A 12,771-nucleotide genomic window follows, 5' to 3' on the forward strand; every position below is an offset into this window, starting at 1 on the left:
CGAGATCGTCAAGCTCGAGGCGGATATCGCAGCATGCCCTCCAGGATCCAACAATCCGCCGCCTGATGACGACGGTGCTGCAAGCGTTGCCGCGGCAATCGGCGACATTCGGGGCTTCGGCGATCCACAGAGGCTTGTCGCCTATTGGCCTGAATCCGAGCGTGCGGCAGTCCGGTGAAGGCCCGCCTATCATGGCCGCGTCACGAAGCAGGGCCGCGGCCATGCTCGGGGAATGCTGGTCGAGGCGGCATGGGCGGCTGCGCGCTCGCCGGGTCCTCTGCGCGCCTTCCACAAGCGGATCGCCTCGCGCCGCGGCAAGCGCATCGCGGCGGTCTCCACCGCGCGCAAGCTTGCAATGATCATCTGGCACATGCTGAGCAAGGATGCCGACTACATCTGGACCCGGCCGGGCTTGCTCGCCCGCAAGTTCAGATCGGTCGAGCTGCGTGCCGGCCTCCCGACCAGCCATGCCAGGCGCGACACCGCACTCGACTACAACATCCCGGCCAAGCGCGCCGAAGAACGATCCCGAATCGAGAAGGCGGAAGCTGCCTGTGCAACAGCGACTTCCCGATGGCGAACGAGGCAGGAAAGGCCGAAGGCTGTGGAAAAAGCCGCCGAATGAGAAAAAGGGGCTATTCTACAACATCCGTCTGCATCGCCTTGTCCGGCGCGATGTAATGCCATTCGACGCGGTTCTGATCCGCCCCAAGAGAGGATGGCGTTCGAGGTGAACTCGCTGCCATTGCCGCTGACGATCATCCTCGGCCCGCCACGCTCGGTGATGAGCCGGTCCAATTCGCGTCGGCAAATGGCGTCGCGATTTCCTGCACCACATGGCCCATTCCCTCAAGCACTTTACCAGTTTCTACCACTGAATCGGGAATTCCAGGATCCAGCTTCACCTCAGCCCACGAGATCAATGCGATTGTTGCCTCTCGGCGGAGCGGCCGACAATCTGAATGCCAATCGGCAATCCTTCGGTGCTGTTAAAGAGTGGAAGAGACACGGACCGCTGACCGGTCGCACTGAATACGACTAGATACTGGATAAGGGCAGTGTCGAAAGTCAGAAGCTCGTCAACTAACATGTGTCCGAGATTCATAGAGTAGATATCATGTGGAGAGCGGTACACGGCATTGTAGGGTTAGCAGGAGATCGTAATTTCGCACTGCCCTGCCAACATCGAAGCGGATCGCCGTGCGCTTCTAAAACTTTCGCCACGTGGGACAGCGGGAGCATAGGTTGCAAGATTATAAGGTTCGAGAGTGTCAATCTTCCGTCCGAGGCGCTTGCGGTGTCATCGAGCCCGACAAAGCCTAGATAGTAAAATCCAGCGAGAACCTCTTCAACCTCTGAGGCAGAAAATGGCGCAGCAATTTCCTCTACGATATGCCCCATTCTCTCAAGCACTTAGCCGTTTCCGCCACCCGGTCGAGAATTTCTGGATCGACGTTTAGTTCTGCCCATGAACTCATTGGGACACCAATCTAAGCGGCCGCTCGGCCGTGAAAACTCCTCAGCGTAGGGCGTTCCGGTCCGGAGATAAGGAACGGGTCGCCGGGATAGCTTCCCGAGAGCACACGTCCAGTGCCGCCGCCAGGTCGCGAACAGTCCGGCAGACGACCAACCTTCGGCTAATACCGTGACCGGGGTCCTGCCCCGTTCGGCCCTCCGGAGATGCGACCGCGGGAGGGATTAAGGCCACAAGACCACAATAGGATGCTGGAATACGCGTGGATCCGCCGCCATCGTTGGCGGACGCAACCGGCACGATGCCAGCAGCCACCGCCGCGCCTGACCACCGAGGAGCCGCCTGCTGTCCAATCTAGAGCACGTCCTGTTTAATCCGGTTCATATCCTGCGGCTTTGAAGTAGTTGGCACATTCGGCTGGGGTGAAGAGGTCGACGACCGCGCCGACCGTGTTCCACAGAGCCTTGATGGTTCTCTCGGCCTTTGCTCGCAGCAGCGCCTTGAGTTTGGCGAAGGCGTTCTCAATCGGATTGAAGTCGGGACTGTAGGGCGGCAGGTAGAGTAAGCTCGCGCCCGCCACCTCGATCGCGTCGCGAATGCCCGCCGCCTTGTGGGCGGGGAGGTTGTCCATGATGACTACGTCGCCCTCCGACAATGTCGGGACCAGCACCTGCTCGACATAGGCCAGGAACACGTTGCCGTTCATAGCGCCGTCGTAGACGAAGGGCGCAGTCATGCCCGTCAGCCGCAGTGCGCCGGTGAAGGTCGTGGTCTTCCAGTGGCCATGCGGCACGCCGGCCCGGCAGCGCTCGCCGCGCGGCGCTCTTCCACGCAGGCGGGCCATCTTTGTGGAGAGGCCGGTCTCATCGATGAACACGAGCTTCGCCGGATCGAGATCGAGCTGGCCGTCGAACCAGTCCCGGCGCCGCTTCAGGATGTCGGGGCGATCCTGCTCCAGTGCGTGCGCGGACTTTTTTTGAATGTCCAGCCGTGGCCGCGAAGCCAGGCGCTCAAGGCGCTGCGGCTGATCCGTACCGACTGCTCGGCGACGAGCCGCTCCACCATCTCGTTCAGCGTGATGTCCTTGCGCTCCTCGATCAGCCCGACGATGAAGGCTTCATGCGCATCGAGGCTGGAGGCGCGGCGGCGGCCCTGCGGGCGTGGCGCCAGTTCGCCGATCTTCGCCCGCGCAATCCAGCGGATCGCGCTGGACACTCCCACGCCGAACCGCGCCGCCGCTTGCCGCGCCGACATGCCCTCGTCCGAAGCCTTCAAGACCCGCGACCGAAGATCCCCGCTCAATGCTCTTCCCATCGTCCACCTCCATCGAGGTGGATGTTGAATCAGCACAAAACGCAGCTGTCACATCACAATCGATTCATCGATCATAGGACGTGCTCTAGGTTCCAGGATTGCGCGTAATCCCACACATGGCAGTTTTTTTCCGAACGGAAAACCCTTTCATACCTTTTATGAATGCTTTCCATTTTAACCTTGCTGCCCACAGACAGAACTACTTAGTAGCTTTGCACTTATGCTCCTGCCTGCATACCAACAGCTTCCTTAATCACAAATAAATCGACCGCTCCAAACCGGAGATGATTTCACGCTCCAGCGGGAAATGGCATCTGGAGCTGTGCTCCGTATCACCCAGGCTTCTTGAAGAGTCCGGGAAGATGCGGCTGCAGATATCCTGCGCGTAAGGACAACGTGTGTGGAACTCGCAGCCGGATGGCCGCCTCATCAGGCTCGGCACCTCACCCTTGAGTTCGATCCTGTTCAGCACCGCATCCGGGTCGGGCTCGGGATTGGCCGCAAGCAGCGCTTCGGTGTAGGGGTGCCGCGGTTGATCGAAAATACGCTCGGTCGAGCCGACCTCAATAAAGCGACCGAGATACATGATCGCCATTCGATCGGTCATGTGGCGCACAACGTTAAGATTGTGCGTGATAATCAGAATCGCCATGCCGAGTTCGTCCTGAAGCCGCGCGAGAAGATTGAGCACCTCGCCCTGCACCGAGACGTCAAGGCCCGCGGTCGGCTCATCGGCAATAATCAAGTCCGGATTCAGGGCAAGAGCGCGCGCAATGCCAACGCGCCTGGCCTGACCACCGGAAAGCTGATGGGGGTAGCGACGAGCAAATTCCGCCGACAAGCCGACCATTCGAAGCAGTCGCTCCGCTTCGCCTTCGGCATCGCGATCCTTTAGCCCATGTATGCGAAAGGGCTCTGTGACAAGCGATCGCACCGTCAGCCTCGGCGAGAGCGAGCCGACGGGATCCTGGAACATCATCGCCATGCGCCGCAAATAAGGCTTGCGCTCGGCCCCGGTGAGCTCCTCAATTTCCTGTCCGTCGAAGCTGATGCTGCCGCTCACAGCCCGCTGCAAGCCGATGATCGTACGCGCGATGGTGGATTTGCCTGAGCCACTTTCACCGACAAGGGCCAGTGTCTCGCCCTTGCGGATTTCAAACGACACGCCGCATACCGCGTCGATGAAAGGCGCCTTCGTCCCAGAGGCTAGCGCCCTCAGCGGACCCATGGTGCGGAAGCGGACCCGCAGGTCCTGAACGCGGAGCAGCGCGCTCATGCCGAAACCAACCGCTCTTCATCGAGGAGATGGCATCGGGCGACATGGTCGAAACCGATGCGGTACTCGACCGGGTTCTCTTGAACACAACGGTTGGACGCATGTCGGCAACGTGGGCGGAAGATGCATCCCACCTTGCTGCCCAGGAGATTGGGCACCCCGCCCGGAATGGTCGGCAAAGTGCGCGTGCTTTTTTTGATCCGCCCCGGGTCACACTCAAGTAGCGCGCGCGTGTAGGGGTGAGCAGGATTGTGGAAGATGTCCCGGACCGCCCCCTCCTCCACCACTTCGCCCGCATACATGACAGCGACCCGGTCGCACAACTCAGCCACCGCGCCGAGATGATGGGAAACGAAAAGCACAGAGCAACCGATCTCTTTTTGCAAATCCTTGAGTAGATGAATGATCTGCACTTCCAGCGTTGCATCGAGCGCAGTGGTCGGTTCGTCGGCGACGAGGAGTGCTGGTTTGACAAGGAGCGCCATGGCAATGCAAACGCGCTGACGCATGCCGCCAGAGAAGTGATGAGGATAGGCGCCGATACGGCTTTGGGGATCGGGAATTCCGACCCGGTGAAGCATCTCGAGGGCACGAGCGCGCTTTTCGCCCTGGCTTCCTCGTTCGTGGTGCTGGATATCGATCATCTGGCTCTCGATGGTCCGCACCGGATTGAGCGCGGTCATCGGATCCTGAAAGATCATGGAGAGACGATCGCCGAGCAGGCTCCGACGTGCCTGAGCGGGCATTTTGAGCAGGTCTTTACCTTCGAACAGGACGCTGCCTGCTGTCACATCTGCATTTTCCGAAAGCAGGCCCATCACCGTGTATGCAAGCGTCGACTTCCCGGACCCGCTTTCGCCAACTATGCCAATCACCTGTGCGGCCGGTACGTCGAGAGAAACGTTACGCAGGGCATGGACGCGCCCACGCGGTGTGCCGAAATCGAGACTAAGGCTACGGATCTCAAGAAGCGGCCGGGCGGACGTATGCTGTATCAGACCGTCGCGTGTCATAGATATTTCCGCAATTTGGGATCGAATATGTCGCGCAACGCCTCGCCCAGGAACGTGAAGCCAAGCGTTGCGATGACGATGGGAATGCCGCCGGCGATGACCAGCCAAGGCGTCGCATTGATGTAGTTATAGCCATCGTTGAGGATAGCACCCCAATCAGGGGTCGGCGGGCGCACGCCCAAGCCAAGAAAACTGAGACCAGCCTCTACGGCGATGACGGCCGGCACGTCCATGCTCACGAGGATGAGAAGCGGGCCGATGACGTTGGGGAGCACGTGCACGGCGAGGATGCGCGTTGTGCCGGCGCCCATGCTGCGCTCCGCAGCAATGTATTCACTGTTGCGATGCGCTTCTGTCTGGGTACGCACGACTCGCGCATATATGGGCATGGACGTTATTGAGATGACTAGAATGACACTCGCTAGGCTTGGTCCCAGAAGCGCGATCATGGCCAGCGCGAAGATGATACTCGGAAACGACCGGATCGTATCGAAGACAAGCAGGAGCAAATTGTCCAGCCAACGCGGACCGAACCCTGCAATCAAGCCAAGGACGAGGCCGACTGCCAACGAACTGCCGAGAGAGGCGAAAGCGACGAGAAGCGGGATGCGGCCACCCATGATAGCGCGAGAAAACGTGTCGCGGCCCAAGTGGTCGGTACCCAGCAGAAAATCCAGTGAAGGTGCGGCCAGACGTGGCCCGACCATGATCTGGATCGGATCGTGTGTGATCAACAGCGGAGCGAAGATCGCTGTTGCTGCTATGAGTACGACAAGTACTGCTCCGAGAATGCCCAGGCGGTTTTTGCGAAATTGCCGCAGGAAGGTACGAAAGGCGCCGGTATCAATGGCATCGCTGAGTTTGGGACGGATGGCTTCCACATTCACCATGTCAGAGCTTTTCTCGGGTTCGCGGATCGAGGAATGCGTTGAGCACATCGGAGAGCGTCGTGGCGGCAACGATAAGGAACGTGGTAACGAGCACGACGCCCATGACAATCGGATAGTTCCGCTGATTTACCGCGTTCACAATCAACGCGCCGATGCCAGGTCTCGCGAAGACCACTTCGATAAAGACCGCGGATGAAAGCAGCCACGCTATGCCTACGCCGAGTATGGTCACGGTCGGCAGGATCGCCAGCGGCAGCGCGTAGCGCGCAATGATGCGCCATTCCGAGATCCCGAAGGAGCGGGCCATGCGGATGTGGTTTTCCCCCAAGACCTCGAGCATCGAGGCGCGAACCAGTCGGGAGATGTAGCCGACCCAGCCAATCCCTATGGCGAAAGCTGGGAGGATGAGATAGGTGAGCCTATCCCAGAATCCATTGCCGACACCGATCGCTGGCAGCCAGCGCAGAGTCACGGCAAAAATCATCAGTGCGTAGACTGCTATGACGAACGATGGAATGGCGATCGTGGCTACTGCCATGACCCCGACGACCTGGTCGATCATGGAGTTGCGCCTCATGGCCGAATAACAGCCGAGTGGCACTGCGATCACGAGCGCCCATACGATCGAGACGAAGATCAGTTCGATCGTATAGGGCAATTGCTCGAACACGATTTCCCTAACTGGCCTCTGGCTAAACGCGTCGAAGCCGAGATCGCCGAGGAACACCCTACCAAAAAAGATGGTGAGTTGCACGGCAAGGGGTTTGTCGAGCCCCATTTGCTGATGGATCTGCGCCCTCATCTCTGGAGTTGCCCGTGGGCCGAGCAAAGTTACTGCAGGATCGCCCGGCACGGCATGGATCATCAGAAACAGAAGTGTCACCGCGATCGCAATGATTGCGACCGCGAGGACAATGCGTTTCAGGAGATAGAACCACATAATTGCCGCCCGATCACATCGCTCGAGTTTAAACCGGCTGGAAATCGTAAAAGAGAGGGGCACCGTCCGGACGCGTTGAGGCCACCAATTTCGTGGTGCGATACATGACTGGATTGGCACCATTGGTTAGGAACCGGTAGGCGCCCGAATCCTCCATGAGGTCCTGCATCTCCTGGTACAGCTTCCCCCGCGCGTCCGGATCGTCGATCGTGTTTGCCTTGGCGGCCAGATCATCATAGCGCGCGCTGCGGAAGCGCTCCCAGTTCCAGATGCCGACTTGATTTTGCAAGAACGGATTAGTGTTGTAATTCGGATCCGGCAGACCGATGAACCCATTCACGATGAGCTGCAAGTCCTTCCAGCGCTCGCCTTCCGATTCCATGCCAAGCGTCCAGAATGTGCTGTTATCTCGGACATTGACCTCGACCGAAATGCCGATCTGGGACAATTGTGCTTGCACGGTCTGAGCTATAGTTGAGTTAAGGCTATCGCTTGTGCAATCAATGCTTATGGTCAGATTGTTCACGCCAGCCTTTTCCAGAAATTCCTTTGCCTTTGCCAGATCGCCTTCTGGCGGAACGAGCGCCTTCGCACGATGCCCGACGAGCCCCAGAGCAATAGTGCCCGTCGCCACGTTGACTTGGCCCGCAAAGGCGGCCTCCAAAATCTGCGGCACATTGATCGCCCATTGGATCGCCTTCCGGACGTTGATGTCCTTTAGCTTTGGGTGATCCATGTTCATGCCGATCCAGTAATACCAGAGCGAGGGCCATTCCTCGACCTTGGTGTCGGCGGGCGGGTTGCTCTTGAAGCCTGCAAGCGAATCCAGACTGATAGAAGTGAAATCCACATCGCCTGCCAGATAGGCGCGTTCTCTGGCCTTAAGGTCGTCGACTGGCACAACGCGGATTTCGTCAAAGCCCGGCTTCGGCCCCGACCATTCCGGATTGCGTGTCAAGAGGATATATTGGTTGGGCTTCCAGTCGGCGAGCACGTAAGGACCAGAGAACGCTGGCGGCTTGAGGCCGAAATCACCCCCATCCTTGGTTGACTTCATTACCGCATCTTCGGAAAGGATATGACCGGTAGCATCGGTCAGCGAAAGGAGCCAAACAGGTACGAATGGCGTCTTGAACACCATCACGCCAGTATAGTCATCCTCCAATTCCACACGATCGAACGAACCCCATTGGGGCGCAAGAAACGATTTATGTTTGAAAATGCGTTCGAAGGAGAATTTCACATCCCTCGCCGTCATTTCGCCGTGACCGCCGGTGAACTTGACACCTTTTTTCAGGCGGAAGCGGATATGCGTTGGGTCGACCTGCTCCATCTTCTCCGCCGCTTCCAGCTCCCAACCCCACTCGGAGCCCGGCTTGTAGCGCGTGAGCTTCGAATAGATGCAGCTCATCACGTCCACTTCCACCTGTCGGTTGTAGAAAGCGGGATCAAGTTTGCTGATGTCGCCATCGGAACACGCCCTGAGCACCTTGCCTTCGGCTGCCCAGATGACTTGCGACAACGGCATGCCGCCAGCGACGCCCCCCCCGCCAAGCACTGCGCCTGTCTTGAGAAAGGTCCGGCGGCTCATATTGCCGATGGTATTTTCCATGATCTGTTCCCATTCTGATTTTTGTTTAGCCGATAGGCAGCGAGGGAGGCTAGCGACGCGGAAGCAACAAAACAACGGAACAAAAAGTTATGTACCGAACGACTAAATGTTATCTGATAATGCGGGCTCTATAGGCCTAGCTGATATCTCCTCGCACCCGACCGCGGGGCTCTGGCGATCATGCGATCCATCGCAACCCGGTGGTCGGATGCCGAAATCGCTGCCACACTCAACCGCATGGGCATGTAAACCGGTCCGGGAAAGACCTGGACCGCGCGTCGCGTCCAGTCGCTACGCTCCGTGCATCAGAGGCTATCGCTCTTCCGACGAGAACGCCGCGATCGCCGTCGCCTCATCGAGGAAATCGCGCACGGTCTCGCCCGAGGCGAGACGAAACAGCCCTTCCTGGGGCTGGCTGACGCGGGCCTCGGCCGACACCCTGACCTGGCCAACGACGGCCCCGAGCGCATTGGCGACATCGGTATCCCTGGGCACCACGCACTCATTGCCGATCAGGTCGGCCAAGCCGGCATAATGCAGCGGCGCCGAGGCGCCGAGGCCGATGACCGGGCGGTCGAGCGCCACGCTCAGGCGGGCAATGCCGGGATGCGCGTCGACCGCGCGCTGCACCAGTGCATGCGCCACCGTTGATGCGCCATCGAGCCCATCCTCGGCAAAGGCGGTTTCGAGGATGTATTCGGCCGACCAGCGCGTCAGCGTCACCAGCACCCGCTCCGAGATCGCTTCGGGCGAGGCGGCGATGTTCTGGCCACGGCCGTCACGCTTGCGGGCGAACAGTTCGGCGCCGAGGCGCGCGGCGATGGGATCCCAGTTCGCCTGCTTGCCCAGCACATGGGCGGAGTCCGACGGGGTGAAGCCGGCGACATGCACCAGCCCGCGCGACACCAGCCGGTTCAGCGTCGCGTTCTGCGCGTTGGAACTCAAAAGCCTGTCGACGGCGAGCGGCACGGCACCGATCAGCTCGTAGAGCTTGGCTTCGGCGCCGGTCAGGCCGGCGGCGAGCCGGTCCGGCACGCCGGTGCGCACCGCGAAGCGGCCGTCCATGCGGCCAGGATTGGGCGCGCGCAGCTGACGCTCCAGCTCTGAGGTCACCGCCGCGCCATGCGCCATGCCGGCCAGCGCCAACGGCACCAGGCGGCGCGGCCCGAGCAGGATCTTCGGGTTGAGCGCGCCATCTTCCAGCGCCACTTCGGAATCGCCGCCGAGGCCGAAGGTGCGCATGGCGACGGCCTCGACCATGGTGCGGAAGCCGCCGACGGTGGCGCCTTCCGGATCGAGCCTGGGGCGGCCGCCGTCGAGCACGGCGACGTCGGTGGTGGTGCCGCCGATATCGGACACCATGGCATTGTCGAGCCCGGTCATGTGGCGGGCGCCGACCAGGCTGGCGGCTGGGCCGGACAGAATGGTCTCGATCGGCCGCTGGCGGGCAAAGGCGGCCGAAACCAGCGCACCGTCGCCGCGCACCACCATCAGCGGTGCCGCAATGTTGCGCGCCTGGAGAAAGCCTTCGGTCGCGGCCACCAGCCGGTCGATCATCGAGATCAGCCTGGCGTTGAGCAAAGTGGTCAGCGCCCGGCGCGGGCCGCCGAGCTTGGCCGACAGCTCGTGGCTCGATGTGACCGGCAGGCCTGTCTTTTCGCGGATCAACTCGCGGGCGGCGATCTCATGCGCCGGATTGCGGGTGGCAAAATAGGCGCAGACGGCAAAGCCGGACACCGAGGCGCCAAGTTCCGGCAACGCCGCTTCCAGTCCAGACAGATCGAGCTTGGCGGCATTGCCGTGCACATCGTGGCCGCCCGGACAAAAAACCACCGGATCGGTGCCGAGCGCGGCCTTCAGCCCGTCGCGGGCGAGGTCGCCATGGGAAAAGCCGATCATCACCAGCGCGACGCGGCCGCCCTGGCCCTCGACAAGCGCGTTGGTGGCAAGCGTCGTCGACATCGACACCAGCTTGATATCAGCCGGATCGGTTCCGGCTTTCTGCAGCACCGCATCGACGGCGCCGGAAATGCCGACGGCAAGATCATGCCTTGTGGTCAGCGCCTTGGCCTTGGCCAGCACCTTGCCTTTGTTCGGGCCTTCTTGCGGGCCTTCCGTTTCAGACCACAACACGGCATCGGTATAGGTGCCGCCGGTGTCGATCCCGAGGAACAGCGGCTTTGGCTTGGTCTTGGCTCTCATTGAGGATCGCGGTTCGGCTGAGGTGTGTGTGATCCACGCCTCAGCCGATGCGGAGCGACCTGCCCGGCCTGCAAGAGCGCGAGGGTCGACACCATCGTGTGGCTCAAGGGAGGGCCAGGATGATACTTGGCGAGCGACAGCCCCTGTCGCAATCCGTTCGAAGTCGCCAACGCACCACTATGGCTGCGGCCTCGTCAGCTTGGCCCGATACTCCTCGTCCAAGATGGCGGGCAGGGATATCTTTTTGGTTCGCGCGCCGTCGACGGAGATCATTTCACCGCTAACGAAACTGGATTCCTCACTAGCCAACCATAGGACCGCATTGGCTATCTCCTGTGGAGCGCCAATCCTTCCCACCGGGTGAAGTTGTCCCAACTCTCGTTCGATCAAGCTTCGGTCCGGGTGCATCTCGACGTAGGCACGATTCAGCTCGGTATCGATCCAGCCGGGGCAAACGGTATTGCAACGTATGCCATCAGGCCCGAGGTCAACTGCCAGTCCCAGTGTAAGACCATGCACGCCGGCCTTCGTGGCCGCGTAGGCAGTATGCCAGGGGTTGACCATATAGCCCTCGACCGACCCGATGTTGACGATCGTGCCCGAGCCGATACGTCTCATTTCCGGGACCACATATTTGGCCATCAGAAACGGACCACGGAGATTGACCGCCATGAGTCGGTCCCAATCATCAGCGGTCTGCTCGTCGATGGACTTATGAAAGACCAGACCGGCATTGTTGACCAGGACATCGATCCTGCCAAATTTCTCGAGGACCTCGTCAACGAACGTGCGAATCGAGACCTCCTTTGTAACATCGAGAGGCATAGACGTGAGCCTGTCGACGCTGCCGGGATCGGCGGAGCGGTCGTCACGCAGATCGCCAACGACAACCATGGCGTCTTCATCAGCGAGCCTCTCAGCAATTGCTCGCCCTATGCCTTGATTGCCCCCAGTGACAATGGCAACTTTGCCTGATAGCCGATTACCCAAGAATTTCTCCTATCCTGCCGTGAAGCCGCCATCTATTGGAACAGCAACACCCGTGATGTGCCTGGCTTCCTCGCTCGCGAGGAACAGGGTCAAGCTCGCAATTTCCTTCGGAGTCGCCACACGACCCTGAGGTATTGAATCAACATTTCTTTGAAGAATTTCGGCCGCGGTAACCGGCTTGCTGTGAGCCGACACAAGCATAGGCGTATCCACGGCACCGGGGCAGACGGCATTGATTGTGATCTGCTCTTTGGCGTGATCGAGAGCCATGGCTTGAGTCAGCAGAACGACCGCGCCCTTCGAGGCACAATAGGCAGCCAGCCCGGGACAGCCAACCAGCCCCACATTCGAGGCTATGTTGACGATGCTGCCGCCGCCGGTTTTCCGCATGGCCTTCACCGCGGCGCGGCTAAAGTAGAACACGCCGGTGACATTGGCTTCGAATATCTCCCGCCAATCATCGTCCGAGGTTTCCACGACGCTTCCACGCCGGATGATACCAGCGCTGTTGACCAGGACGTCGACCTTTCCCAGTCGCGCTACGCTGGAATTCACTACATGGTCCGCGAATGCCGAGTCGGACACATCGCCCAGCATCAATTCGGCCGGACAAGCGAGTTTCTGAACCGACTCCAAGGCTCGTAGGCCCCGCTCTCGATCGCGGCCGATCAACACCAGTGACGCCCCTGTCGCGGCAAAGGCCTCTGCGACGGCCTCGCCTATCCCCGAGGTCGCGCCAGTAACGATAACCACTTTGTTGGATTGCGTCATAATATCGATTGCCCTGTAAAGTAATGAGGCTTGGCGGGGATCTCCGGCGGCCTGCTTAGTGATCTAGGCCCGCATAATGCAAGTTTGCAAGCGACCAAAAAGTCATGCGAAGGACAAGCTGAAGTCATGGCGTGTCGGTCATCGGTAATGCCGTTGCGACGGCTTCTGGGAGCCTTAGGTGGTCATGACTCCTGGTTATCCGGTCACCCATTAATACTCATTTGAAGTGTTGCGCGCCGCTGCCTATTACTGAAGTAGCATGATGGGTGTCGGACCCACAGTGAGGCCC

General features: G+C 60.1%; 10 protein-coding genes and 1 pseudogene. 1 reads left to right on the top strand and 10 read right to left on the bottom strand.

Features of this window, described 5'->3' with window-relative positions:
- Positions 1 to 232: 232 nt before the first annotated feature.
- Positions 233 to 625 (top strand): hypothetical protein, encoded by a 393-nt coding sequence (locus EOC93_RS08030; protein ID WP_127204305.1) that lies wholly within the window; start codon positions 233 to 235, stop codon positions 623 to 625.
- Positions 626 to 653: 28 nt separating this feature from the next.
- On the opposite strand, the pseudogene EOC93_RS08035 reads toward EOC93_RS08030, so the two are convergent.
- The 10 genes and pseudogenes from EOC93_RS08035 to EOC93_RS08090 all read right to left on the bottom strand — a co-directional run.
- Positions 654 to 804 (bottom strand): annotated as a pseudogene (locus EOC93_RS08035) (IS3 family transposase); the annotation flags it as partial.
- Positions 805 to 1,844: 1,040 nt separating this feature from the next.
- A protein-coding gene (locus tag EOC93_RS08050) for an IS630 family transposase (RefSeq protein WP_245461401.1) occupies positions 1,845 to 2,788 on the bottom strand; the annotation gives its coding sequence in 2 pieces (ribosomal slippage) (positions 1,845 to 2,452 and positions 2,452 to 2,788; 945 coding nt in all).
- 253 nt (positions 2,789 to 3,041) lie between these two features.
- Complete coding sequence (locus tag EOC93_RS08055) at positions 3,042 to 4,064, bottom strand: ABC transporter ATP-binding protein (protein WP_127204307.1); 1,023 nt, start codon at positions 4,062 to 4,064, stop codon at positions 3,042 to 3,044.
- Entirely contained in the window at positions 4,061 to 5,077 is a 1,017-nt protein-coding gene (locus EOC93_RS08060) for an ABC transporter ATP-binding protein (RefSeq protein WP_127204308.1), read from the bottom strand. The genes EOC93_RS08055 and EOC93_RS08060 overlap by 4 nt, the downstream gene beginning before the upstream one ends.
- Entirely contained in the window at positions 5,074 to 5,967 is an 894-nt protein-coding gene (locus tag EOC93_RS08065; RefSeq protein ID WP_206532221.1) for an ABC transporter permease, read from the bottom strand. The genes EOC93_RS08060 and EOC93_RS08065 overlap by 4 nt, the downstream gene beginning before the upstream one ends.
- Before the next feature lies 1 nt (position 5,968).
- Positions 5,969 to 6,907, bottom strand: coding sequence for an ABC transporter permease (locus tag EOC93_RS08070; protein WP_127204333.1), 939 nt, complete (start codon positions 6,905 to 6,907; stop codon positions 5,969 to 5,971).
- Between the two features lie 28 nt (positions 6,908 to 6,935).
- Positions 6,936 to 8,519: an ABC transporter substrate-binding protein gene (locus EOC93_RS08075; protein ID WP_127204309.1), complete on the bottom strand. Its 1,584-nt coding sequence runs from the start codon at positions 8,517 to 8,519 to the stop codon at positions 6,936 to 6,938.
- A gap of 312 nt (positions 8,520 to 8,831) precedes the next feature.
- The gene (locus EOC93_RS08080; protein WP_245461402.1) at positions 8,832 to 10,721 is read right to left on the bottom strand and encodes a hydantoinase/oxoprolinase family protein; all 1,890 of its coding nucleotides are present in this window, start codon (positions 10,719 to 10,721) and stop codon (positions 8,832 to 8,834) included.
- Between the two features lie 177 nt (positions 10,722 to 10,898).
- A complete protein-coding gene (locus tag EOC93_RS08085) occupies positions 10,899 to 11,711 on the bottom strand; it encodes an SDR family oxidoreductase (protein WP_127204310.1) in 813 nt (270 codons plus the stop codon).
- A gap of 9 nt (positions 11,712 to 11,720) precedes the next feature.
- Entirely contained in the window at positions 11,721 to 12,482 is a 762-nt protein-coding gene (locus tag EOC93_RS08090) for an SDR family NAD(P)-dependent oxidoreductase (RefSeq protein ID WP_127204311.1), read from the bottom strand.
- Between the last annotated feature and the right edge of the window lie 289 nt (positions 12,483 to 12,771).

Source organism: Mesorhizobium sp. M6A.T.Ce.TU.002.03.1.1, assembly GCF_003997275.1.
Classification (GTDB): domain Bacteria; phylum Pseudomonadota; class Alphaproteobacteria; order Rhizobiales; family Rhizobiaceae; genus Mesorhizobium; species Mesorhizobium mediterraneum.